This window comes from Streptomyces sp. NPDC052301, from assembly GCF_044593395.1.
Classification (GTDB): Bacteria; Actinomycetota; Actinomycetes; order Streptomycetales; family Streptomycetaceae; genus Streptomyces.
This window is the reverse complement of the sequence record NZ_JBIUBE010000006.1, coordinates 275,391-298,424: the sequence shown is the minus strand read 5'-3', so window position 1 is coordinate 298,424 and position 23,034 is coordinate 275,391. Positions and strand designations below refer to the sequence as shown.

At 72.5% G+C, this 23,034-nt stretch carries 21 protein-coding genes; 12 read left to right on the top strand and 9 right to left on the bottom strand.

All coding sequences use genetic code 11. The features are described 5' to 3' along the window. The first annotated feature begins 9 nt into the window (after nt 1-9). Together ACIHEJ_RS19065 and ACIHEJ_RS19060 are read left to right on the top strand one after the other, a co-directional pair. Nucleotides 10-1,740 (top strand): amidohydrolase family protein, encoded by a 1,731-nt coding sequence (locus ACIHEJ_RS19065; protein WP_400136769.1) that lies wholly within the window; start codon nt 10-12, stop codon nt 1,738-1,740. Further along, a complete protein-coding gene (locus ACIHEJ_RS19060; RefSeq protein WP_400136766.1) occupies nt 1,737-3,209 on the top strand; it encodes an aldehyde dehydrogenase family protein in 1,473 nt (490 codons plus the stop codon). The genes ACIHEJ_RS19065 and ACIHEJ_RS19060 overlap by 4 nt, the downstream gene beginning before the upstream one ends. 30 nt (nt 3,210-3,239) lie before the next feature. Here the strand turns inward: ACIHEJ_RS19060 and ACIHEJ_RS19055 are convergent, their stop codons facing one another. After that, nucleotides 3,240-4,124: a DUF1963 domain-containing protein gene (locus tag ACIHEJ_RS19055; protein WP_400136763.1), complete on the bottom strand. Its 885-nt coding sequence runs from the start codon at nt 4,122-4,124 to the stop codon at nt 3,240-3,242. Between the two features lie 19 nt (nt 4,125-4,143). Next, a complete protein-coding gene (locus ACIHEJ_RS19050) occupies nt 4,144-4,539 on the bottom strand; it encodes a nitroreductase/quinone reductase family protein (protein WP_400136761.1) in 396 nt (131 codons plus the stop codon). Between the two features lie 153 nt (nt 4,540-4,692). Between ACIHEJ_RS19050 and ACIHEJ_RS19045 the strand changes: the two genes are divergently transcribed. Genes ACIHEJ_RS19045 through ACIHEJ_RS19030 form a run of 4 tightly spaced genes read left to right on the top strand, consistent with a single transcriptional unit; the run spans nt 4,693 to nt 7,841 of the window. Continuing rightward, on the top strand, nt 4,693-5,151 hold the full coding sequence (locus tag ACIHEJ_RS19045; RefSeq protein ID WP_400136758.1) for a hypothetical protein: 459 nt from the start codon (nt 4,693-4,695) through the stop codon (nt 5,149-5,151). Between the two features lie 13 nt (nt 5,152-5,164). Beyond that, entirely contained in the window at nt 5,165-6,799 is a 1,635-nt protein-coding gene (locus ACIHEJ_RS19040) for a peptidoglycan-binding protein (protein WP_400136755.1), read from the top strand. Between the two features lie 20 nt (nt 6,800-6,819). Continuing rightward, nucleotides 6,820-7,404: a protease inhibitor I42 family protein gene (locus ACIHEJ_RS19035; protein WP_400136753.1), complete on the top strand. Its 585-nt coding sequence runs from the start codon at nt 6,820-6,822 to the stop codon at nt 7,402-7,404. Nucleotides 7,405-7,430: 26 nt separating this feature from the next. Next, on the top strand, nt 7,431-7,841 hold the full coding sequence (locus ACIHEJ_RS19030) for a hypothetical protein (RefSeq protein WP_400136749.1): 411 nt from the start codon (nt 7,431-7,433) through the stop codon (nt 7,839-7,841). On the opposite strand, the gene ACIHEJ_RS19025 is transcribed toward ACIHEJ_RS19030, so the two are convergent. Further along, on the bottom strand, nt 7,838-9,151 hold the full coding sequence (locus ACIHEJ_RS19025) for a carotenoid oxygenase family protein (protein ID WP_400136746.1): 1,314 nt from the start codon (nt 9,149-9,151) through the stop codon (nt 7,838-7,840). The two genes, ACIHEJ_RS19030 and ACIHEJ_RS19025, sit on opposite strands and share 4 nt — an antisense overlap. Beyond that, nucleotides 9,148-9,717 carry a hypothetical protein gene (locus ACIHEJ_RS19020; protein ID WP_400136743.1) on the bottom strand — a complete coding sequence of 190 codons (570 nt, stop codon included), beginning with the start codon at nt 9,715-9,717 and terminating at the stop codon, nt 9,148-9,150. The genes ACIHEJ_RS19025 and ACIHEJ_RS19020 overlap by 4 nt, the downstream gene beginning before the upstream one ends. A 105-nt stretch (nt 9,718-9,822) precedes the next feature. Between ACIHEJ_RS19020 and ACIHEJ_RS19015 the strand changes: the two genes are divergently transcribed. Beyond that, a complete protein-coding gene (locus ACIHEJ_RS19015; protein ID WP_400136740.1) occupies nt 9,823-10,335 on the top strand; it encodes a PadR family transcriptional regulator in 513 nt (170 codons plus the stop codon). Here the strand turns inward: ACIHEJ_RS19015 and ACIHEJ_RS19010 are convergent. Continuing rightward, a complete protein-coding gene (locus ACIHEJ_RS19010) occupies nt 10,328-11,713 on the bottom strand; it encodes a CehA/McbA family metallohydrolase (protein WP_400136737.1) in 1,386 nt (461 codons plus the stop codon). The genes ACIHEJ_RS19015 and ACIHEJ_RS19010 overlap by 8 nt on opposite strands. Before the next feature lie 105 nt (nt 11,714-11,818). Here ACIHEJ_RS19010 and ACIHEJ_RS19005 point away from each other — a divergent pair, with 105 nt between their 5' ends. From ACIHEJ_RS19005 to ACIHEJ_RS18995, 3 genes are all read left to right on the top strand, one after another. Next, complete coding sequence (locus ACIHEJ_RS19005; RefSeq protein WP_400136734.1) at nt 11,819-12,688, top strand: LLM class F420-dependent oxidoreductase; 870 nt, start codon at nt 11,819-11,821, stop codon at nt 12,686-12,688. A 24-nt stretch (nt 12,689-12,712) separates the two neighbouring features. Beyond that, nucleotides 12,713-15,298 (top strand): bifunctional FO biosynthesis protein CofGH, encoded by a 2,586-nt coding sequence (locus ACIHEJ_RS19000; RefSeq protein WP_400136732.1) that lies wholly within the window; start codon nt 12,713-12,715, stop codon nt 15,296-15,298. 70 nt (nt 15,299-15,368) lie between these two features. After that, a complete protein-coding gene (locus ACIHEJ_RS18995) occupies nt 15,369-15,932 on the top strand; it encodes a hypothetical protein (protein WP_400136730.1) in 564 nt (187 codons plus the stop codon). Here the strand turns inward: ACIHEJ_RS18995 and ACIHEJ_RS18990 are convergent. Then, entirely contained in the window at nt 15,925-16,446 is a 522-nt protein-coding gene (locus ACIHEJ_RS18990) for a DUF2165 domain-containing protein (protein ID WP_400136728.1), read from the bottom strand. The two genes, ACIHEJ_RS18995 and ACIHEJ_RS18990, sit on opposite strands and share 8 nt — an antisense overlap. Before the next feature lie 91 nt (nt 16,447-16,537). Here ACIHEJ_RS18990 and ACIHEJ_RS18985 point away from each other — a divergent pair, with 91 nt between their 5' ends. Beyond that, entirely contained in the window at nt 16,538-19,594 is a 3,057-nt protein-coding gene (locus ACIHEJ_RS18985; RefSeq protein WP_400136726.1) for a tetratricopeptide repeat protein, read from the top strand. 18 nt (nt 19,595-19,612) lie between these two features. On the opposite strand, the gene ACIHEJ_RS18980 is transcribed toward ACIHEJ_RS18985, so the two are convergent. The 3 genes from ACIHEJ_RS18980 to ACIHEJ_RS18970 form a co-directional block, all read right to left on the bottom strand. Beyond that, nucleotides 19,613-20,797 (bottom strand): flotillin family protein, encoded by a 1,185-nt coding sequence (locus ACIHEJ_RS18980; RefSeq protein ID WP_400136723.1) that lies wholly within the window; start codon nt 20,795-20,797, stop codon nt 19,613-19,615. An 11-nt stretch (nt 20,798-20,808) separates the two neighbouring features. After that, nucleotides 20,809-21,060, bottom strand: a complete 252-nt coding sequence (locus ACIHEJ_RS18975) for a hypothetical protein (RefSeq protein WP_400136721.1) — start codon at nt 21,058-21,060, stop codon at nt 20,809-20,811. Between the two features lie 76 nt (nt 21,061-21,136). Beyond that, entirely contained in the window at nt 21,137-22,162 is a 1,026-nt protein-coding gene (locus ACIHEJ_RS18970; RefSeq protein ID WP_400136718.1) for an alpha/beta fold hydrolase, read from the bottom strand. Between the two features lie 107 nt (nt 22,163-22,269). Between ACIHEJ_RS18970 and ACIHEJ_RS18965 the strand changes: the two genes are divergently transcribed. Next, complete coding sequence (locus ACIHEJ_RS18965) at nt 22,270-23,010, top strand: TetR/AcrR family transcriptional regulator (protein WP_400136715.1); 741 nt, start codon at nt 22,270-22,272, stop codon at nt 23,008-23,010. Nucleotides 23,011-23,034: the final 24 nt, after the last annotated feature.

Below are 23,034 nucleotides of genomic sequence, written 5' to 3'. Positions count from 1 at the left end.
GATCCGGGCATGTTGGACCACCTGATCAAGGGTGTCACCGTCGTCGACGGCACCGGCGCGCCCGGCTACACCGCCGACGTCGGTGTCCGGGACGGCCGTGTCGCCGTCATCGGTACCGTCACCGAGGAAGCCCGCACCGCCGAGGACGCCGCCGGGCTCGTCCTCGCCCCCGGTTTCGTCGACCCCCACACCCACTACGACGCCCAGCTCTTCTGGGACCCGTACGCCACGCCCTCCCTCAATCACGGGGTGACCACCGTCGCCGCCGGGAACTGCGGGTTCACCCTCGCGCCCCTCAACCCCGCCCGACCCGAGGACGCCGACTACACCCGTCGGATGATGTCCAAGGTGGAGGGGATGTCCCTGGTGGCGCTGGAGGAGGGGGCGCCGTGGAACTGGCACTCCTTCGGGGAGTACCTCGACGCCCTGGAGGGGCGGATCGCCGTCAACGCCGGGTTCATGGTGGGGCACTGCGCGCTGCGGCGGCACGTGATGGGGCCGCAGGCGGTCGGCGGAGAGCCCACCGGGGAGCAGCTCGACGCGATGCTGCGGCTGCTGCACGAGGCCATGGACGCCGGTGCCTGGGGGCTGTCCACCACCCAGTCCCGTACGCACTCGGACGGCGACGGGCAGCCCGTGGCCTCCCGGCACGCCCGGCCGGAGGAACTGCTGGCCCTGTCGAGGGCGGTCGGTGAGCACGAGGGGACGCAGATCGAGGCGATCGTCGCCGGGTGCCTGGACCAGTTCAGCGACGACGAGATCGAGCTGCTGGTGGAGATGAGCGCCGCCGCCGGGCGCCCCCTGAACTGGAACGTGCTGACCATCGACGCGGCCGTGCCGGAGCGGGTGCCCCGGCAGCTGAGCGCGAGCGAGCGGGCCCGGAAGGCGGGCGGGCGGGTCGTGGCGCTCACCATGCCGATCCTGACCCCGATGAACATGTCCCTGGGCACCTTCTGCGCCCTCAACCTCATCCCGGGCTGGGGGCCGGTCCTGGGCCTGCCGGTGCCGGAGCGGATCGCCCGGCTGCGGGACCCGCAGGTACGGGCGGAGATGCTGCGGCGGGCCGAGTCGAAGGAGGCCGGCGTCTTCCGGCGGCTGGCGGACTTCGGGCGGTACGTCGTCGGGGACACCTACAGCGGGGCCAACCGCGGGCTGTCCGGCCGGGTGGTGCGGGACATCGCGGCCGAGCGCGGTCAGGACCCCTTCTCCTGCCTGGTGGACATCTGCGCCGAGGACGGGCTGCGTACGGTGCTGTGGCCGATGCCCTCCGACAACGACCCGGCCTCCTGGGCGCTGCGGGCCGAGACCTGGAGCCACGAGGACGTACTGCTCGGCGGCTCCGACGCGGGCGCGCACCTGGACCGGATGTGCGGGGCGCCGTACACCACCCGGTTCCTCGGGGACTGTCTGCGCGGGCGGAAGCTGGTCGGTCTGGAGCAGGCGGTGAAGATGCTGACCGACGACCCGGCGCGGCTGTTCGGGCTGCGCGAGCGGGGGCAGGTGCGACAGGGCTGGCACGCCGATCTCGTGCTGTTCGACCCGGAGCGGATCGACGCGGGGCAGGCCCGGCTGGTGCACGACCTGCCGGGGGACAGCCCGCGGCTGGACTCGAAGGCGATCGGGGTGCGCGCCGTGTGGGTGGGCGGGGTCGAGGTGCTCCGGGACGACACGGTGACCGGGGCCGTACCGGGGAAGGTGCTGCGGTCCGGCACCGACACGCGCACGGTGAGTACGCGGTGAGCGCGTCCCACGAGCCGGTGGGCGACGGGCAGCGGCTGTTCGTCGGCGGGGAGTGGGTGGAGCCGGACCACGGGTACTACCCGGTGACGGACCCGGCCACCGAGGAGACCGTCGGCTGGGCGCCGGAGGCCTCCGCGGAGCAGGCGCGGGCGGCTTGCGCGGCGGCCCGTGAGGCGTTCGGGGCGTGGTCGCGGACCCGGCCGGAGGAGCGGGTGGCGGTGCTGGGGCGGGCCGCCGGGATCATCCGGGAACGGCTGCTGCCGTACGCCGACCTCGCCCGCGCCGAGTCCGGGGCGACGACCGGGACGGCGCGGGCCATGCAGGTCGGGGTGGCCGCCGCCCGGTTCCGCCGGTACGCCGCCGTGGAACCCGCCGAGTGGGCCGTCGCCCCGCAGATCAACGAGGCGGGGCCGATGGGCCGGGCGGGTGTGATGGGCGCGCTGGCCCTGCGGCAGCCCGTCGGCGTCGTCACCTGCGTCACCTCGTACAACAACCCGTGGGCCAACCCGGCCGGCAAGGTCGCCCCGGCCCTCGCCATGGGCAACACGGTGGTGGTGAAGCCCGCCCCGCAGGACCCGCTCTCCGTCTACCGGATGGCCGAGGCGCTCGAGGAGGCCGGGGTGCCGCGCGGGGTGGTGAACGTCGTCTCCGGGCGGGAGGTGGCCGTGGGGGAGGCGGCGGTGGCCTCCGACGACGTCGACATGGTGAGCTTCACCGGCTCCACGGCCGTCGGCCGGCGCATCGCCGAGGTGTGCGGGCGGGACATGAAGCGCCAGCTGATGGAGCTGGGCGGCAAGGGCGCGGCCCTGGTGTTCGACGACGCCGACCTCGGCTCGGCCGTCGCCGGCATCGGCACCACCTTCTCCTTCTACAGCGGGCAGATCTGCACGGCACCGACGCGGGTGCTGGCCCAGCGGGGGGTGTACGACCGGGTCGTCGAACAACTCGGCGCGTACGCGGCCCGGTTGAAGGTCGGTGACCCGTGTGAGCCGGACACGGTCGTGGGGCCGGTGATCTCCGCCGAGCACCGGGCGCGGGTGGAGTCGTACGTCGAACTGGGGCGGAAGGAGGGCGCGACCGTGGTCGTGGGCGGTGAGCGGCCGCCGCTGGAGCGCGGGTTCTACGTCGCGCCCGCCCTCCTCGCCGACTGCACGAACGACATGCGGGTGGCCCGGGAGGAGATCTTCGGGCCGGTGGTCGTGGTGATCCCCTTCGACGACGAGGAGGAGGGCGTCGCCCTCGCCGACGACTCCGAGTACGGGCTGATCGACTACGTCTGGTCCGCAGACGTCGCCAGGGCCTTCCGGGTGGCGCGACGGCTGCGGGCCGGGGGCGTGGGCGTGAACACCGTCGGCCGCAACATGGAGGCACCGTTCGGCGGGTTCAAGAAGAGCGGGGTGGGCCGGGACGTTGGCTCGTACGCCCTGCACGCCTACAGCGAGGTGCAGGCGATCGTGTGGCCGGGGTGAGGCCGGCGAGGGCGGACCGGCCGGGCCGGTTCACTGGGTGAAGAACGACGCCGGGTGCCGGGGATCGGCGGTGCAGGTGAACAGTCCGCCGTGGCTGAAGCGGCCGATGACCATGCCGACGGGTTCGCGCAGGGGGTCCCCGAGGGCCTCGTCCGGTTCGCCGTCGCGTTCCTCCAGCGGCCGGAAGCGGTGGGGCGCGCCGCCGGGGCCGTAGGTGCCGAGCCCGTACTCGCTCGAGTCGAACTGGAGGAACAGCTCCAGCGGCGCCCCGCAGTCGCCGCAGTCCAGGGTGTCCGGCCGGCCCGTCGTGCACCAGTTCAGGAAGCCGCCGAGCTTGTGGCCGGGGATCGTGGTGAGGTCGTCGGCGAGGTCACGCTCCTCCAGCCAGGCCTCGAAGCGTTCGCCGAGGCCGGCCGGTAGTTCCTCCTCGCCGGGGTAGTCCGTGACCCGCTCCGGGTGCAGGGCGCAGGGGAGCGGGACCATGTCGTCGTCCCCCTCCTCGGCGGGATCCGGGGGTTCGATGAGCGGGCCGGTGACGTCTGCGGCCCGGCGCCACACGAGCCGGCAGGCCTGCCCCCAGCCGGCCGGGTGCGGCTGGTCGTGCCATTCGGTGCACCACAGGAGCTGGACGAGGTCGGTGCCGTCGGGGAAGCGGATCTCCGGGAAGTCGGCCGCGGTGAACTGGGCCACCGCGACCATCCGTTCCGTGTACGGCCTGCCGTTGACGTCCTTGTGGTCGGCGCAGTCCGGCCACGGCTCGGCGGCCGGCCACCACAGGGGGCCACCTATGTGGCTGTCGCGCGGACCGGGGCGGTCGCGGCGCGGATGCAGCCGGACGGCCGGGCGGGCGTGGGGCAGCAACTCGGGAAAGTCCCGGGCGGGTTGGATGACGGAGGGCGCGGTGGTGAGCTTCACCCCGGCAGTGTCGGCTCGCTCACCGCTCCAGGTCCACCCGCACCGTCAGCAGGTCGGTCCCGAACGCCCGTACCGCCGCGCTGTTGAAGCGGGGCAGACTGCGCAGGCGGGCCACGGGATCGTCGTCCGGCAGCAGGTGGGCGGTGCCGTGGTGCCAGCGGCCCGCGATGCGGACGCGGACCCTCGGGTCGGCCTGGATGTTGCGGACGTACTGCGACTTCGTGCCGAACTCGGAGACCAGCCAGAAGGAGTCGCCGACCCGGCGTCCGCCGACCGGCGTCCGCCGGGGCAGGCCGGAGCTGCGGCCGGTGGTCTCCAGCAGGGTCTGGAAGGGCAGGCGCCGGTTGAGCGGGTTGGCGAGGTACCGCTGGAAGCGGGTCACGACCCGTTGCTTGCGTTCTGCGCGGCCTGACATGTCTGTCGCTCTCCTGCTCTCCGGGGCACGGATTCGGCGCCCCGCGTGGATGGTGTGTCGGCCCCGTGCGGGGCGTGTGAGACGCGGACGGGCCCATGTGGGGCGCGTGTTAGCCTCCCCCGCGGTCATCACTCGACGCAACGGGGGAACGTGATGGGCGCGTCTTCGGACGGCTACACGGTCAGGTCCGGCATGTCCGGGCAGGCGACGGAACTGAACGGCGCGGGCGACGACGCGGGCCACATCCACCAGGCGATCACCCCCGACCTGTGCTACACGCAGGACGCCCTGGGCGGGGCCGAGTCGGCGGCGGCGTTCAACGCGTTCGCCTCGGCCTGGCTGGACGACGCGTCCACGCTGCAGTCGGCGCTGCACGAACTCGCGGACAAGGTGCGCCTCGCCAAGCGCGCCTACAAGGGCACCGACCACGCCGTGGCGACGCGCGCCGCGGCCGTGTCCGCCGACGGGGCGGGCATCGGCGGCGGGTTCACCACGATGCCGACGCCGGTGGGGGACGAGTACGTCACGACGATGCCGACACCGGTGGGGAACGAGTACGTCGCCACGATGCCGGTGCACGCCGACCGCCCGTCGGCCCTGACCGAGTACTGAAGGCGGCCCGCTCATGGGAATCCTGGACCTGAACCCCTTCGGCGCTCTGGACACCCCGGCCGGCCGCCGTTCCTGGCTGGCCGACCTGTGCACGAGCATCCCCAAGGCCGGGAGCAAGAACGACCTGCTGGACCAGATCGACAGCGCGCTCCTCGTCTCCGCGCCGGTCGGCGACACGGCCACGCTGGAGTCGCTCGGCAAGCGCTACCGCGACCAGGTCGACAAGGCCGGTGATCTGCACGACCGGGTGAACAAGGTGGCCCGCAAGGGCCTGCCGGAGGTCTGGGTCGGCGAGACCAGCGTCCGCGCCTCGGACGGGGTGGCCGCCGCCGCCCGGGCCGCGACCAGGATGTCCGACGCGTTCCAGGGCGGCGCGAAGGCACTGCACGCGCTGGCGGACGCGCTCGGCACGGCGAAGAAGCAGGACACCGACGGCCGCGCCAAGATGCAGCAGGCCAAGCAGCGGCTCGGCCCGCGGGACGGCTTCTTCGACATCGGCAGCCTGATCCCGACCGACCAGGAGAAGGCGGAGCGGAAGGCGGCCCTGACCGCGGGCCGTGCCCTCGCCGCCGACGGGGTCGATCTGATGCACAAGGCCGCCGTCACCGCGGACGACGCCGTCCGCGCCGCCGCCCGGGACCTGAACAAGTGGGCGGCCGAGGCCCGCACCGGCAAGATGCACACCGGCCGGCTCTCCGCGGTGGACCGGATGATGCTCGCCGACACCAGCGGCAAGGCCGGCGCGGCCGACTACAACGAGATCCTCACCGCGAGCGACCTGGAGCGCTCGGGCCGGGCCATGGACCAGCTCTCGGCGGGCGACCGGGCCCGGATGGACCGGCTGCTGGCGGGCGCGAAGACCCCACAGGAGAAGGCCTACCTCATGAAGTCCCTCGCCGCGGGCCACGGCGTCAAGGACATCGAGGCGTTCGACGGGAAGATCCACGGCAAGGACGCGGCCTGGCTGCAGCGGCACCTGTCGCCGATCGTCACCCGCGGGGACAGCCTCGAGGACATGGGGACGGACCCCGGCAACGGCGCCAACGTCAACACCGACCTGCAGAGTTTCGACGGCCAGAAATGGGCCCAGGGCGGTGACGGCCAGGAGGGCACCTGTGTCGCCTCCACCACGGTCACCGCCCGCGCCATGGTCGACCCCGTCTACGCCCTTCAGCTCACCGGCGGCCCGAGCGGGCAGGAGGACGACCCGACGGCGTTCCGGAGGCGTCTGATCGCCGAACAGCACCGGATGCACGTGGAGGGCCACGGCGGCGCCGACTGGGACGGCATGGACCTGAAGGGCCAGTCCGAGATCTCCAACAAGGAGATCAGCCCGGAGACCGGAAGCTCCTACCAGCTGCACGAGGTACGGGACGCCGACTCCCGGCGCGGCATCCTGCCGGACATCGAGAAGGCGGTGGCGGACGGCAAGCCGGTGCCCTTCGACGCCGAGGGGTACGAGGCGGACGGCACGCGTCACGGGCACTCCATGATGATCGTCGGCCAGGAGGGCGACAAGCTGGAGATCTACAATCCGTGGGGGAAGACCACCTGGGTCAGTGAGGACGACTTCGTCAACGGCGGCATGGCGAAGGCCAGCGACAGCCGGCTGCCCAACGCCTACGCCGTGCACCTGCCGCAGAACTGAAGAATGGCTCAGGACCGATGATGACCGCCCGCACCTCCCTCCCCGGCGCCGCCGCCCTCGCCTGCCTCCTGGCCCTCACCGGCTGCGGCGGCGGGAGCGGTGGGACCGGCCCCACCGGCTCACCCGGTACGCCGGCCACGCCGAGCGCGACCCCCGAGCCCAGCGTCACCGGAAGGACCACCGGCACCGGCACCGGCTACGGCCTCGACCACCGGACCGTCACCGTCGGGCCGGGCAAGGAGTTCTCCCTCACCGTCCCCTCGGCCGCCACCCTGGGCGAGCACTGGTTCCTCGCCGATCCCGGGCCGGACAGGACCGTGCTGAAGTACCGGGGTGATCGGGAGACCGGCGACGGCAGCGACCTCGTCGGCAGCACCGGCGGCACCCGGTCCTTCGACTTCACCGCCCTGGCGAAGGGGAGGACCACGGTACGGCTGCTGCACTGCCCCCTGGACACGTGCACCGGCCCGGGCCCGAACGACCGGTCCACCCTGTCCCCCGGCCACACCGGTACGGCTTCCCCGTCGCCGTACCCCACCCTGACCGCCGACCCGCACTCCCATGTCGGGCCCGGCTTCTACGTCTTCACGATCACCGTCCGCTGATCCGGACGACGGGAACCGAGGCCCTCATGTCCCCAGCCCCCGACAGCCGCACCGACGACGAGGTGCTGGCCGACACCGACGTCGCCGTGCTGCTGCGCTACGGCCTGACCCAGGACGCCTTCCGCACGGCCCTGTTCGGCGACGGCGCCGTCGCCGCCGCGGTCACCCTCGACCGGCTCGGGGTCCTGCCGCGTTCGCTGGTCTTCGTCGCCGAGATCGTCCGCTCCGGCGGCCTGGCGTACGCGGCGGAGCTGCCCGAACCGCTGCCGTCCCCGGAGCCGGCCGCGATCCTGCGGGACTGGCTGACCGGGGCGGCGCAGACCACGACCACCCCGGAGGCGGAGACCCGCGCCGCCCGCTGGCTGGCGGCGGTCGCCGAGATCATCGCGATGCGCCGGACCACGCGACTCCGGCAAGATCCGCAAGAGCGGCCCTAGCGGTCCGTGTCCGCGAGCCAGTTGCCGTGGAAGCCGAACGGCACCCGGCCCGGGAGACGGATCGTCGCGACCGGTGGCGCGGCCAGATCGTCGGCGTCCAGGACGACCAGGTCGCTGCGGTCGGTGGCGGCGTCGTACACGTACGTCAGGAGCCAGCCGGGGCCGCCGGGTGTGTCGTCGGCGGGGGCGAACGCGGCCTCGCCGGGGGTGCGGCCGGGCCCGAAGTCGTGCGCGGTGACGGCTCCGGAGGACAGGTCGTAGCGGACCAGTGAGGTGCCGCTCGTCATGTGGCCGTGTCCGGCGGGGAGGCCGGTCAGCCGGTCGTCGACGCGCGGGAACTCGCCCGTCCGGTCGTCGCACTGCTCCTCGCGGACCGTGCCGGTGGCCGGGTCGAGGGTCCACTTCCACAGCACCGCCTGCTGTGGCCGGGTGCGGCCGTCCGCGTCGCGCCGCCACATCTCCGGGTAGCGCATCACGTGCAGGACGACGGTGCCGTCCGCTGCGTCGTGGGCGTTGAGGGTGTGGAAGACGTAGCAGGGGTCGACGGCGAACCAGCGGACCTCGCCGTGCGGGTCGTCCCGGCGCAGCACGCCGAGCCGGGCGCCGTATCCGTCGTCCCAGCTGTACGGCATCGCGCCGCCGGTCAGGGCGAGTTCGACGTCGAGGACGACCGGCAGGTCCATGAAGACGACGTGCCGGGCGGTGAGCGCGAAGTCGTGCAGCATGGTGGGGCCGGGCACCTCGACGGTCCTGCTGAGTGTCAACTCGCCCTTGGCATCGGCCCGGTGGTAGGTGAGGTGGGTGGGCTCCAGCATGCCGTAGCCGAAGAAGTGCAGTTCGCCGGTGGCCGGGCAGGTCTTCGGGTGGGCCGTCATGGAGGTGGTGAGGCGGCCGTCGAAGTCGTACGGGCCCTTGGTGTCCAGGTCGCGGGTCAGCTCGTAGGGCAGGGCGGTCTCGACCAGGGCGAGGGTGCGGCCCGCGTGCCGGACGACGTGGGTGTTGGCCGGGCCGGCGGTGAGGTCGCGCCGGCCCTGGTCGTCGTCCATCCGGGCGCCGTCGTCGAGTTGGCGGGTGCGGACCCAGCGGTTGCGGTAGGAGACGGCCCGCCCGCCCTCCAGGCGGACCCCGTGGACCATGCCGTCACCGAAGAACCAGTGCCCGGAGGCGGCGTCGGCCGGGTTCGGGCCGTTGCGCAGGTACCAGCCGGTCAGTTCGGGCGGCACGGTGCCGGTGACCGGCAGGTCGTGCGCGGTGAGTTCCTCGGCGACCGGGGCGTAGTTGCCGGACAGGTGCCTCGGGGTGGCGGTCACCGGGCCACCTGCCCGGCGGCCTGGGCCTTCGCCTGGACGTGGGCGACGTAGCGGACGGTGAACACCATCGGGACGGCGAAGCCGGCGATCTGGACGAGGGTCGCGGGCGTCGAGTGGGCGTGTCCGGCGTGGTCCAGTACGGCGAGGATCACGGCCGTCAGGGCGAACGCGGCCGTCCACACGGCGGTGATGACCCTGTTGGTGCGGATGAACGGCTCGAGGGTCCAGTACTCGCGCGGGGTGGTGCGCTTGGCGATGCCCAGGGTGAAGGGCCGGCGGGCGGCGAGTGAGATCCCGGCGATCACCGCGAGGGTGCCGGAGGAGAGGGCGGCGGAGTAGGCGTGCACGCCCGAGTGCGGGTCGGCGAAGGCGACGGCGGCGAGAACCGCGAAGAAGACCGCAGAGCCGATCTCGATGACGAGGGCGTCGAAGCCGGCACCCTCCCGCTTCTGCCCGGCGATCAGCGCCACGGCCACCACCAGGGCGGCCAGGGCGCCCCACTGCCAGTCCCCGGAGGGGATGACGGCGAAGACGATCCACGGCAGGAACGTGCGCAGGTACGACATGTGGTTTCCCCCGGTCGGTCTGAGGTCTGTTGGTTCCGGTCTCGACATGTCAAAACTAGAAGGTCGTCGCTCGACATGTCAATAGTGGAAGGTAGGCTGAGGGGTATGAGCCTCAAACACGCACTGCTCGGCCTTCTCTCGGAGCGCTCCGCCAGCGGCTACGACCTGCTGAAGACGTTCGAGACCTCGCTGGCCAACGTCTGGCCGGCGACCCAGAGCCAGATCTACACCGAGCTGACCAGGCTGGCGCGGTCCGGACTGATCACGGTCGCCGCCGAGGGCCCGCGCGGCCGCAAGGAGTACGCGCTCACCGACGAGGGCATGACCGAGCTGCGCCACTGGCTGACCGAGACCAAGCCGCAGCGCAACACCCGCAGCGACCTCCTGTTGCGGGTCTTCTTCCTCGGCGTGCTGCGCCCCGAGCAGGCGCGGACGTACCTGGCCGGGCTGAGCGAGATGTCCGCGCAGGAACACGAGCACCTGCGGCAGCTGAACGACTCCGTCGACTGGGACGACGGCAACCTCTCGGTCTACGGACGGATCGCCCTCGAGTACGGCCTGCGGTTCAACGCGATGCGCCGCGAGTGGGCCGAGTGGGCGGCGGAACAGCTCACATAGGGTCGAGGAAGACCGGGTTGGTGAAGGCCGCCATCGCCCCCGGCGCCGGCCCGAGCGCCGTCTCGTGCCGCAACTCGGCCCGTACGTAGGCCGAGTTGGCCGGGGTCGTGCGCCACTCCACCGCCCCGGCCCCGGACACCGGGAGCGGATCGCCGGTGAACCGCACGCCCTGGTCGGTGACGAGCCGGACGGAACAGCGCGGGACGCCCGAGGCCTCCAGCCGGACGGTCACCGGGGTGTCGGAGGACACCGCCAACCGCTCCCCGATGCCCGCCCGTCCACCGCCGTCGGCCGTGACGGTGAGGGCCAGCGAGACGGTCCTCGACTCGGCCACGTACGACCGCCCGGCCCTGAGACCGTCCAGGATCGCCTCCCGGGTCAGGTCCTCGGCGAGGACGACCGTCTGAGGATGGCCGACCACGTCCGGATCGCGATGGGCGTCACTGTCACCCATCGCGGGCAGCCAGCAGCCCCGGCCGTCCCTGCCGTCCCGCACCGAGGCGACGAGCATGCCGTCCCAGGCCGCCAGGGCCACCTCGTCGTCGGGCGTCCACATCCCGTTCCACACCTCCACCGCGTCCGCCTCCGCGAACCCGAACTTCCAGGAACAGCCGACGCAGTCGGCGTACGGATGGGCCGGTACGACCAGACCGCCGGCCCGGCGGATCTCCCGGGCGAAGTGCGCCCAGCGCTGGTCCCTGGCCCGGTAGCGCCAGTCGACGAAGGTGCCCGGGTCGGTGCCGAGGGCCAGCACATGGCCGTTCCGTGTGGTCACCTCCTCGCCGAGCAGCACCAGCAGGTCGTCACCGGCCGCGTCGGCCCAGTGGGCGTGCGCGGCGTTGGTGTTGTGGTCGGAGCTGTTGACGAAGTCCAGCCCGGCGGCCCGGGCCAGCGCCGCGATCTCGGCCGGGGTGCGGCGGCCGTCGGAGTGCCAGGAGTGCAGATGGCAGTCGCCCCGGTACCAGTCCCGGCCCCGGCCCCGGGCGCGGGTGGGCGGATAGACCGGCCGGGGGGTCTCGCCGGGCTCTCCCGCCGTCAGCGTGACGGTCACCTCGTACGACAGTCCCTGCGGGGCCACGGTGTACGGGCCGAGCGCGATGTGCCAGGTGCCGGGATGGAGCGGGCCGGGCAGGTACCCCGGGGTCGCGTCGTCGGCCCGCACGAAGAACTCGGTACGGGCCCCGCCGGACCATCCCCGGAACCCCGTCCCGCCGACCTCGAACCCGCGCTCGTCGAAGAGCCCGATGTCGAGGGCGTTGCCGGGGGACCTGTCGTAGGTGTAGGAGACGTGCAGTTCGCGGGTGCCGGGCGGGATGTCGACCGGGAGGTGGACGTAGTCGGGTGAGCCGGGGGGAAGGGTGCCGCGCAACGTCGTCACACCCTCAACGTAAGCCCGCCCGAGGCCCGCCAGGAACCGCGCAACAAGCCACACCGGAGCCGTCCGCACCCCTGTCGGGCGACCGGCCGGTCGCTACGATGGCCCATGCGCATCGCCGTAACGATCTTCCTCACGGACGAGACCGTCACCCCCGTCCGGCTCGCGCGGGAACTGGAATCGCGCGGCTACGCCGGCCTCTACCTCCCCGAACACACCCACATCCCCGTGGACCGCACGACGCCGTACCCCGCCGGCGGCGACCTGCCCCGCGAGTACGGCCGCACCCTCGACCCCTTCGTCGCCCTCGGCCAGGCCGCCGCCGTCACCGAGCGCCTCGGCCTGGGTACCGGCATCACTCTGGTGGCTCAGCACGATCCCATCGCCCTCGCCAAGCAGATCGCCACCCTGGACCACCTCTCCGGCGGGCGCTTCACCCTCGGCCTCGGCTACGGCTGGAACGTGGAGGAGGCCGCCGACCACCGGGTCGTCTGGCGCACGCGCCGGGAGCTGGTACGGGACCGGATGGCGCTGATGCGCGCCCTGTGGTCCGAGGAACCCACGCCGTACGAGGGCGCATTCGGGAGTGTGCGCGCCAGTCACGCCCATCCCAAACCGGCGCAGAAGCCGCGCGGCCCGGTGACCGGCCCCCGCACGCTCGTCGGAGGCGCCGCCGGGCCCGGGCTGTTCGCGCACATCGCCGAGTACGCCGACGGCTGGATGCCGATCGGCGGACGCGGGCTGGCGGAGTCGCTGCCCGCCTTGCGGTCCGTGTGGGCGGACGCGGGCCGGGACCCGGCCGCCCTGCAGGTGGTGCCGTACGCGGTGCTGCCGAGCCCGGGCAAGCTCGCCCGGTACGCCGAGCTGGGCGTCGAGGAGGTGGTGGTGCAGCTGCCGCCCGCGGGGGAGACGGAGGTGCTGCGGGTGCTGGACGAGTACGGGAGTTTCCTCCAGGCACGGCTGGGCCCTCGGCACTGATCAGAGGCTACGTATGCTCGAGAGATGACGACTTCCGCGACCTCCGGAACCGGCCCGACCGAGAACTCCATGCGTCGCGCCCTCAAACGCGCCCGGGACGGCGTCGCCCTCGACGTCGCCGAGGCGGCGGTGCTGCTGCAGGCCCGCGGCGAGGCCCTGACCGGCCTCGCCGCGTCCGCCGCCCGGGTGCGGGACGCGGGCCTGGAGGCGGCGGGCAGGCCCGGCGTCATCACCTACTCGAAGAGCGTCTTCATCCCCCTCACCCGGCTGTGCCGGGACAAGTGCCACTACTGCACCTTCGTCACCGTCCCCGGCAAGCTGCGCCGCGCCGGGCACGGGATGTTCATGTCCCCGGACGAGGTGCTCGACGTCGCGCGCAAGGGCGCCGCACTCGGCTGCAAGGAAGCCCTGATCACCCTCGGCGACAAGCCGGAGGACCGCTGGCCTGAGGCGCGCGAGTGGCTCGACGCGCACGGCTACGACGACACCATCGCCTACGTCCGGGCCGTCTCCATCCGCATCCTGGAGGAGACGGGTCTGCTGCCCCACCTCAACCCGGGCGTGCTGACGTGGACCGACTTCCAGCGCCTGAAGCCGGTGGCGCCCTCCATGGGCATGATGCTGGAGACCACCGCGACCCGGCTGTGGTCGGAGCCCGGCGGCCCGCACCACGGCTCCCCGGACAAGGAACCGGCGGTCCGGCTGCGGGTGTTGGAGGACGCGGGGCGCTCCTCGGTGCCCTTCACCTCCGGGCTGCTGATCGGCATCGGCGAGACGTACGAGGAGCGCGCGGAGTCCCTCTTCGCCCTGCGCAAGGTCTCCCGGGCCTACCACGGCATCCAGGAGCTGATCATCCAGAACTTCCGCGCCAAGCCGGACACGGCGATGCGCGGCATGCCGGACGCCGAACTGGACGACCTGGTCGCCACGGTGGCGGTGGCCCGGCACATCATGGGCCCGAGCGCCTGTCTGCAGGCCCCGCCCAACCTGGTCGACTCCGAGTACGCGCGGCTGATCGGCGCCGGCATCGACGACTGGGGCGGGGTGTCGCCCCTGACCATCGACCACGTCAACCCCGAACGCCCCTGGCCGCAGATCGAGGAGCTGGCGCAGAAGTCGGCGGCGGCGGGCTTCGAGATGCGCGAACGCCTCTGCGTCTACCCGGAGTTCGTGCGCCGCGGCGAGCCCTGGCTGGATCCGCGTCTGCGCCCGCACGTGAGCGCGCTGGCCGACCCGGAGACGGGCCTGGCCCTGGCGGACGCGCCCGTCGAGGGCCGCCCGTGGCAGGAGCCCGAGGAGTCCTTCGTGCCGACCGGACGCACGGACCTGCACCGCACGATCGACACCGAGGGCCGCACCGCCGACCGGCGGGACGACTTCGACGAGGTGTACGGCGACTGGGAGGCCCTGCGCGAGGCGGCGGCCCCCGGCATGGCGCCCGAGCGCATCGACACGGACGTGCGGCAGGCGCTGCGCACGGCGGCCGACGACCCGACGCGGCTGACCGACGCCGAGGCGCTCGCGCTGCTGCACGCGGACGGCCGGGCACTGGACGCGCTGTGCCGGGTGGCCGACGACGTCCGCAGGGCGGCGGTCGGCGACGACGTGACGTACATCGTCACCCGCAACATCAACTTCACCAACGTCTGCTACACCGGCTGCCGCTTCTGCGCCTTCGCCCAGCGCAGGACGGACGCGGACGCGTACACGCTCTCCCTGGAGCAGGTCGCCGACCGCGCCCAGCAGGCCTGGGAGGTGGGCGCGGTCGAGGTCTGCATGCAGGGAGGCATCCACCCCGACCTGCCGGGCACCGCGTACTTCGACATCGCGAAGGCGGTGAAGGAGCGCGTCCCCGGCATGCATGTGCACGCCTTCTCGCCGATGGAGGTGGTGAACGGCGCGACCCGGACCGGTATGTCGGTCCGCGAGTGGCTGGTGGCGGCCAAGGAGTCCGGCCTGGACTCGATCCCGGGCACGGCGGCGGAGATCCTGGACGACGAGGTCCGCTGGGTGCTGACCAAGGGCAAGCTGCCGACGGCCACCTGGATCGAGGTGATCACGACGGCGCACGAGCTGGGCATCCGCTCGTCGTCGACGATGATGTACGGCCATGTCGACCAGCCCCGCCACTGGCTGGGCCACCTGCGTACGCTGGCCCGGATCCAGCGCGAGACGGGCGGCTTCACCGAGTTCGTGACCCTGCCCTTCATCCACACCAACGCGCCGGTGTACCTGGCGGGCATCGCGCGGCCCGGCCCGTCCCTGCGGGACAACCGGGCGGTGACGGCGATGGCGCGTCTGCTGCTGCACCCGTACATCCCGAACATTCAGACAAGTTGGGTGAAACTGGGCACGGAGGGTGCGGCGGAGATGCTGCGCTCGGGCGCGAACGACCTGGGCGGGACCCTCATGGAGGAGACGATCTCCCGCATGGCGGGCTCGTCCTACGGCTCGTACAAGTCGGTCCGCGACCTGGTGGCCGTGGCCGAGGCGGCCGGCCGCCCGGCGAAGCCCCGTACGACCCTCTACGGCGAGGTGCCCGAGGAGCGGCAGCGGGCGGCGCGGGCCTCCGACGGGCATCTGCCGGACCTCCTGCCGGTCCTGGACTGAGCCGGGACTGAGTACGATGATCCGACCCCGGATCCGAGACGGGGCCCCGTAGCGGAGGAGATGCGTACCCGTGGCTGCCCGACTGCCCTCCTGGGCCTGGGTCACCGGTCTGACGGCTGGGGCGACCGCGGCCGTCGTCGCCCTCGCCGTACAGGCGGACCACGGGCCGCATCCCACGGCCGCCGTGGTCCGGCCCAGCGCGTCCGCGTCGCCGCACGCCCACGCGCCCGAGAGCCCGCAGCACTCGGCGCCGCCGGCCCTGCCGGAGTCGTCCGGCCAGGGCCGTCGGATCGTCTACTCCCTCTCCGAGCAGCGGGTGTGGCTGGTCGACGCCACCGGCAAGGCGGCCCGTACGTTCACGGTGTGGCCGGGCACGGTGAGCCCGCAGCCCGGCCGCTACTCGATCACCCTGCGCACCCAGTCCCTCAAGGGCTCGGACGGCGTGGAGATCGAGCACGTGATGTACTTCACCAAGGCGTCCGGCGTGAACATAGCCTTCTCCAACGCCCTGGACGGCGCCTCGCCGCCGCCCGCGGAGGGCAAGAAGCTGGGCGGTATCCGGCTGCACAAGGCGGACGGAGCCGCGCTGTGGTCCTTCGGAGAGCGGGGCGTCACGGTGGCGGTCGTCAAGTAGTCGCGTCCGCGTCCGTCTCCCGCCGGGCGCCCGGCAGCTGGTTGACGATCAGCGCGACCCCGCTGAGCGTGAAGATGCGGGTCGCGGCATCCAGTCCGTTCCAGGTCTTCGACTGCCACATCGCGAACCACTCACCGCCGATCGCGATGAACCCGGCGCCGAAGAGCAGCAGCAGCATCAGCAGCCCGTAGGTGGAAATCCGCCGCGCGAGGGCGTGGTCGCGCCGCGCCCACAGGTACGTGCCCCAGACGAGCACGAGGGCCGCCACCGTCTCCCACACGATGATCGCGACGTACGCGGTGTCCTCGAGGGCGGTGCTGGTGACGGCCCGCCACATCAGGTCGGAGTCCTCGAAGGTGGTGTCCATCGCCAGCACATGCCGTACGAACTGCTGGTTCGTGCCGAAGTCGGTGATGTTCCCGAGGGCGACGAGGGCGATGTAGAGAGCGAGTATGCCGGTGAGCACACCGGCGGCCACGCTGAGGCCGGTGTTGCGTGTGGGGGTGGTGGTCATGGCTGAATTCTCTCCCGCCGACAGCCGACTTCTCACGTGGTCATTGCGCCAGAATGAGGTGCGGGGCCTCGGGGGAAGGGCGGGCGTACGGATGGCGCAGGCACGGCCGTCGATGCAGGAGCTGATCGGACGGCGCAGACGGGCCGGCTTCGTCGGCCGCAGCGGTGAACGGGCGGCGTTCCGGGAGAACTTGGAGCTTCCCCCGGAGGACGAGCGGCACCGTTTCCTCTTCCACGTCCACGGCAACGCGGGCGTCGGAAAGACCTTCCTGATACGGGAGTTGGAGCAGACCGCACGGGAGCGCGGCGCGCTGACGGCGTACGTCGACGAAAGCGCCGGGAGCGTGCCGGAGGCGATGGCGGCGATCTGCGGCCAACTGGCCCGCCAGGGGCACCGCTTGAAGAAGCTGGAGGAAGCCCTCGCTGCCCACCGGGAGCGACGGCACGAGGCGGAGGCCGAGGTGGCGGCCCTGGAGCCCGCGCCCGAGGGCCCGTCCCCGCTGACCACGACGGCGGTACGGCTCGGCATGGCGGGCGTGGGCGCGCTGATACCCGGCGCCGGTGCCCTCGTCGGCGCCGTGGACGCGGGCCAACTGGCCGAGGGGGCGGCCCGCTTGAGGGCCAGGCTCAGCGCGCGTTTCCGCAGCCAGGAAGATGTGCAGCTGGTGCTGTCACCGGAGCGGGTGCTCACGCCGAAGCTGCTGGACGGACTGTCGGACGCCACGGCGTCGGTCCCCTGGCTGGTCCTGTTCTTCGACACCTACGAACGCACCGGCCCTTTCCTCGACAGCTGGCTGCACGAGCTGATGACCACCGACCGCTACGGCGCCCTCCCCGCCGACGTCATCGTCGTCACCGCCGGCCAGCGCCCCTTCGACACCGCCCGCTGGGGCGGTTTCGCGGACTTCATGACGGATGTGCCGCTCGGCCCGTTCACGGAGGCGGAGGCGCGGGGACTGCTCGCGGACCGGGGAGTGGTGGCGGAACCGGTGGTCACGGAGGTGCTGCGGCTGACCGGCGGCCTTCCCGTCCTCGTCTCCACCCTCGCCGAGACCCGCCCCGCCGACCCGGACGACGTGGGCGATCCGAGTGCCACGGCGGTGGAACGGTTCCTGAAGTGGGAGCCGGATCCGCTACGCCGGGCGGTGGCCCTGGCCTGCGCACTGCCCCGGCGTCTGGACGCCGATGTGTTCCGGGCGGTGGTGGAGTGCGAGGAGGACGAGGCCGAGGCGTTGTACGACTGGCTGCGGGGGATGCCGTTCGTCAGCGAGCGCGGTGACCGGGTCCAGTACCACGATGTCGTACGCGCGCCGATGCTGCGATTGCAGCACGGGCGCTCACCGCGGGGATGGACGGAACGGCACGAACGGCTGGCGGAGACGTTCGAGGGGTGGCGGGAGGAGCGGGAGGCGGGGCTGGACGACCCCTGGGCGGACGAGAGATGGAGGGAACTGCGGCTGGCCGAGGCGTATCACCGGTTGTGCGCGGGGGAGCAGGCCGCGCTGCCGGCCGTTCTCGGAGGCCTGGTACGGGCCTTCCAGCGGGGCGACGAGGAAGCCCGCCGTTGGGCCGAGATGCTGGTGCAGGCCGGAGCGGACACCCGGACCGAGGCGGTGTCCCACTGGGGCAGGGACCTGCTGCAAGCGTTGCAGGACTCGACCGCCGCGGATGCGCTGCTCCTGCTGATCGACCGGGCCGCGCTCGACCCGGAGTCCCAGGCCATCGCTCATGTCGTGCGCGGCAACGCCTTCCGGGCGCGCGACGACTACGAGCGCGCGCTGACCGAGTACGACCGAGCGGTGGCGCTCGACCCCGAGTCCGCCCGCACCTACGTCGGCCGTGCCGTGACCCGCGTCCTGCTCCAGGACTTCGAAGGGGCGATCGCGGATCTGGACCATGCGCTCGTCCGGGATCCCGACAACGCCGGGAACCTGACGTTGCGTGGCGACTACCACCGCAGGATCGGGCACTACGACGCCGCCCTGCGGGATCTGGACCGGGCGATCGAACTCGCCCCCGCGCTGCCGGCCGCCTGGGCCACGAGGGGGGCCACGTACCATGCACTGGCGCGGTACGACCACGCGCTGGCGGACGTGAACCGCGCACTGGAGATCGACCCGGACTTCGTCTGGGGCCTGGTCCGCCGAGCCCGGCTGCTGCGGTCGAGGGGCGATCGCGAGCGCCAACTGGCCGACCTCGACCGCGCGGTGGCGCTCGATCCGGAGGCACCCTGGGTGCTGTGCGAGCGAGGCGACGCGCTGAGCGCCGTGGGCCGTGAGGAGGAAGCCCTGGCCGACTACCGGAAGGCCGTCGCCCTCGACCCGGACTATCCCTCCGTCTACGCCAGCCGGGGCGCACTGCACTGCAAGCACGGCCGTGACGAGGAGGCGCTGGCCGACCTCGACCACGCGCTGAGCCTGGCACCGGACTACCCCTGGGCCCTGGTGCACCGCTCCCATGCGCACCGACGCCGGTGCGCCTACGGCAAGGCGCTCGCCGACGTCTACCGAGCGGTGGAACTGGACCCCGAGGGCCCCTGGGCGCTGGGGCACAAGATCCAGACGGACATCGCGGTGGGCCGACTGGACCAGGCGCGCGCGGACCTGGAGCGATTCGTCTCGCTGGGTGGAGATCCCCGCTGGGCCCGTCACACGTCGGCCGTCGTGCATCTGCTGAGCGGCCGGCTCGAGGAGGCACTTGCCGAGGCGGACAGCGCGGCGACCCGATGCGCTGTACACCTGCGCCTGCGGAACTGGTCCCTGGCCCGGGAGGCCGCCGAGCAGTGGCGGGCCACCGACGAGTACCTCGGACTGCTGCACCTGGCCGTGGCGGTCAGCGGGGCGGAGGGCACGGCGGCCGCCCACTTCCTGTGGACACGTCTGGCCGGCTCGGCCCGGCACCCCGACGCCCTCCCGGAGCGGCGGGCGAGGTGGCTCGTCGAGGCCACGACCAGCGCGGCCGTCCAGGACTGGCCGCGCCTGGACGCGGTGCTCCCCCTCGGCCCGGCCGATTACAGCGCCCTGGCCACCCTGACCGACTGCCTCGCCGTGCTCCTGCGCAGTCCCGGCATGGACCGGGGCGGACTCGCACCCCGCCTGACACGGGTGACCGCGGCCCGGGACGCGATGCGGGCGCGCTACGCGAGGTGAGCGGCGACGCCCGGGAACCTAGTCGACGTTCACCGGACCGTCGTCCGACTTCCGGTCCTTGCCCGTGTGCAGCTGGAGCAGGTCGCTGCCCTTGCGCTCCTCGGCGCGGTGGCCGTCGGATTCCTGGCCGCCCAGGTTCTGCCGGACGGAGTCGAGGATCGTCAGGCCCTGGGAGACCAGTCCGGCGGCGATCTCGCCGAGGCCGTCAGCGCCGTTCAGGACGTTGACGTTGGCGCCGGCCAGGCCTCCGGCGGCCTCCTTCACGATCTGCGGGAGCTGGTCGATCAGCATCCGGTCGAGCGCGACCCGGTCGTAGGAGGCCGCGGCCTCCGCCTGGATCTTCATCCGCTGTGCCTCGGCGGCGGCGAGGATCCTGACCCGCTCGGCCTCGGCCTCGGCGGGCTTGACGACCTCGGCAACGAGCTGCTGCTGGCGCAACTTGGCCTGGCGCTGGGCAAGTTCCGTCTGGGCGGCGAGCACCTCCTGCTGGGCGTGGGCCTGGGCCAGCGGTCCGGCCTGCGCGGACTCCGCCTGGGCGCGGTCGACTTCGGCCGAGTACTCGGCCTTGACGATGGCGGTCTGCCGGGCGTACTCGGCCTGCTTGCGGGCCGCCGCCTGCTCCGCCTCGACCGCGGCCTGGGTGGCCTGCGCCTGGGCGATCTGCGCCTGCCGCTGGATGGCCGCCTTGTGCGGCGCGGACATCGCGTCGATGTAGCCGGTGTCGCCGTCGTCGATGGACTGGATCTGCAGCGAGTCCACGGTCAGGCCGATCTTGGCCATCTCCGTCTTGGAGGTGTCCAGGACCTCCGCGGCGAGCTTCTGCCGCTCGGTGACGATCTCCTCGACCGTCATCGAGCCGATGATCGCCCGCAGGTGTCCCGCGAAGATCCGGCCGGTGAGGACCGACATCTGCTCCTGGTCGGAGAGGAACCGCTGGCCGGCGTTGATGATGCTCTCGTGGTCGTTGCCGACCTTGAAGGCGATGACCGCGCGGACGTGCAACGCGATGCCCTGGCGGGTCACGCAGGTCTCGGTGACCTCGGACTCGCACATCGACAGGGTGAGGAAGCGGACCTTCCTGAAGACCGGCAGCACGAACTTGCCGTGCCCCGTCACCACTCGGAACGGCGCGCCCCCCAGTCCCCGCCGGCCCCCCGAGATCAACATCGCCTCGTCGGGAGCGGGAACGCGGTATCCGAACATGCTTGTTCTCCTCAGCCTGCGCCGGCGGGGTCTCCGCCGAGCGCGTCCAATGGATCCACCCACTCGATGACGCCGACCTCGCGGCATCCACGTGATTCGATCACGAGCACGGTCGCGCCCATCTGCAGGGGCTTCTCCGACCAGGCGAGGAAGGTCTCGGAGCCGCCTCTGACCCGCACCAGGACTTCGCCGGGGCCCGCGGATCCGCGCGTTGCGATGAGTAGCTTCCCCGTGCAGCCGATCACGGCCTCGTCCTGCGGCATCACCGGCCGTCCTCCTCGTCCTGGCCTCAGGATTCAGACGATAGACCCAGGAGGGCCGGTGGCCCAACGGGCGGGATCAGCGCCCCACCGGCTCCCCGGTGACCACCGGCCGCACCTTCTTCAGCAGCAGGTCCAGGAACCGGTCCGGGTGCCGGAAGGACGCGAAGTGGGCGGCCTCCGGGATGAGGGCGAAGTCCTTCACCGGGGCCGTGACCTCCTCGTAGAAGCGGCGGGCCGGCTCCGGTGGGGTGAGGACGTCGCTGTCGCCCTGGAAGAGGAAGAAGGGGAGGCGGAAGACAGTGCCCTCGGCCCGTTCGTCGATGGTCGTCGCCTGCGGGCCCAGTTGCTCCGAGAACGTCATGCCCTTCAGGTACGTGCGCAGGTCGCGCAGGGTGTGGAGCGGGGAGAACCAGAGGGAGCGGATGATGACCGTCTTCATCGTGTCGTAGGTCAGCGGGTCGGTCGTGACCACCGTCTTCGAGTACTCCGCCCACATGTGGGCCGACCAGGCGGAGTGGTCGGGTCCCATCGCCGCCATCTTCGCCAGGTCCTTCTTCCTGCCCGCCTTCTCCAGCCGGGCCAGCAGCGCCTCGTACGCCGAGGTGTCGCGGCCCCCGCCGACGATGTTCTGGTCCGTGCCGACGTACGCCGAGTACCGCTCGGGGTGGTCGCGGGCCAGGCGGAGGCCGGTGACCGAGCCGAAGCTGTTGGCGAGGAGCACGACCTTGTCCACGCCCAGGCGGGCGCGGATGTGGTCCGTCACCTCCAGGGCGTCCTGGTGGAGGCGGTCCAGGGTCATCTCGCCCTGCGCTTCGGGGCCGCCCGCCGCGAACGTCTTTCCGGCGCCCCGCATGTCCCAGCGGACGATCGTGAAGTGCCGCTCCCAGGCGCGGGTGCGGGGGACGTGGATGAGGTTGGAGGCGCCGGGGCCGCCGTGGACCTCCAGGATCACCGGGTTCGTCCGGTCGTCGCCGCGGACGGAGATCCACTGGTCGATGCCGCCGATGCGGACGTAGGAGGACTCGTCGACGCCGTTCGGGGTGGTGATGCGCAGGCTCTTGGCGTGGGCGCGGCGCTTGAGGGCGCGGTAGGTCAGCAGCATGGTGTTCCCCCTAAACTGTTTACGGCATCCGCCGTTCTGTCATTTACGGTATATACAGTTGCCGGGTGGAGTCAACGGGCTCGCGCCCGCCGAACGGAAGGGACCTCGTGGCCGGACGGAACAAGGGACAACAGGACACGCCGCGCGACGCCCGGGCGGCCCTCGCGCTGCTGTGGGGCGAACAGGAGCAGCCCACGCGCGGTCCCAAGCCGACGCTGTCCCCGCAGCGCATCGCCGCGGCCGCCGTCGAACTGGCCGACGCCCAGGGCCTGGACGCGGTCTCGATGAGCAAGGTCGCCGCCGAGTTCGGCGTCTCGGCGATGGCGCTCTACCGCTATGTCCCCGGCAAGGCGGAACTGGTCGAGCTGATGATCGAGTCGATGCTCGCCGAGGTCCCCGACCTCTCCGGCGCGGAGGGCGACTGGCGAGCCGGAATCAGGGAGTGGGCCCGCCGGTGCCTGGACCTGTACCGGGCCCACCCGTGGGCGCTCGCCGCCACGGCGATGCGCCGCCAGGTCATGGGCCCGCACCAGCTCGGCTGGCTGGACGCGGCGCACGCCGCCCTGGAGCCGACCGGCCTGCCGGCTGCCCAGCGGCACCAGGTCTTCGTCCTCGTCGTCGGCCTGGTGCGCAGCCTCGCGCAGCAGACGGCCGACTTCGACGCGGAGGAGGACCGGGAGTGGAACCGCCTCACCGGTGAGGTGCTCGAACGCCACGCGGACCGGTTCCCGGCCCTGACCCGGGCCATCGCCGACGGCGCCTTCGAGCCGACCGGCGTCGACCCGCTCGCGTTCGGCCTCGACCGGATTCTCGACGGGGTCGAAGCGCTCATAGCTGTGCGGGAATGACCCGTCGCGGCCGGTTTGCCCCCG

Coding starts and splice junctions, on each gene's coding strand:
- ACIHEJ_RS19065 (WP_400136769.1), top strand. CDS start 10: ATGTTGGACCACCTGATCAAGGGTGTCACCGTCGTCGACGGCACCGGC.
- ACIHEJ_RS19050 (WP_400136761.1), bottom strand. CDS start 4,539: ATGTCAGGCCGCGCAGAACGCAAGCAACGGGTCGTGACCCGCTTCCAG.
- ACIHEJ_RS19045 (WP_400136758.1), top strand. CDS start 4,693: ATGGGCGCGTCTTCGGACGGCTACACGGTCAGGTCCGGCATGTCCGGG.
- ACIHEJ_RS19040 (WP_400136755.1), top strand. CDS start 5,165: ATGGGAATCCTGGACCTGAACCCCTTCGGCGCTCTGGACACCCCGGCC.
- ACIHEJ_RS19035 (WP_400136753.1), top strand. CDS start 6,820: ATGACCGCCCGCACCTCCCTCCCCGGCGCCGCCGCCCTCGCCTGCCTC.
- ACIHEJ_RS19030 (WP_400136749.1), top strand. CDS start 7,431: ATGTCCCCAGCCCCCGACAGCCGCACCGACGACGAGGTGCTGGCCGAC.
- ACIHEJ_RS19020 (WP_400136743.1), bottom strand. CDS start 9,717: ATGTCGTACCTGCGCACGTTCCTGCCGTGGATCGTCTTCGCCGTCATC.
- ACIHEJ_RS19015 (WP_400136740.1), top strand. CDS start 9,823: ATGAGCCTCAAACACGCACTGCTCGGCCTTCTCTCGGAGCGCTCCGCC.
- ACIHEJ_RS19005 (WP_400136734.1), top strand. CDS start 11,819: ATGCGCATCGCCGTAACGATCTTCCTCACGGACGAGACCGTCACCCCC.
- ACIHEJ_RS19000 (WP_400136732.1), top strand. CDS start 12,713: ATGACGACTTCCGCGACCTCCGGAACCGGCCCGACCGAGAACTCCATG.
- ACIHEJ_RS18990 (WP_400136728.1), bottom strand. CDS start 16,446: ATGACCACCACCCCCACACGCAACACCGGCCTCAGCGTGGCCGCCGGT.
- ACIHEJ_RS18985 (WP_400136726.1), top strand. CDS start 16,538: ATGGCGCAGGCACGGCCGTCGATGCAGGAGCTGATCGGACGGCGCAGA.
- ACIHEJ_RS18980 (WP_400136723.1), bottom strand. CDS start 20,797: ATGTTCGGATACCGCGTTCCCGCTCCCGACGAGGCGATGTTGATCTCG.
- ACIHEJ_RS18975 (WP_400136721.1), bottom strand. CDS start 21,060: ATGCCGCAGGACGAGGCCGTGATCGGCTGCACGGGGAAGCTACTCATC.
- ACIHEJ_RS18970 (WP_400136718.1), bottom strand. CDS start 22,162: ATGCTGCTGACCTACCGCGCCCTCAAGCGCCGCGCCCACGCCAAGAGC.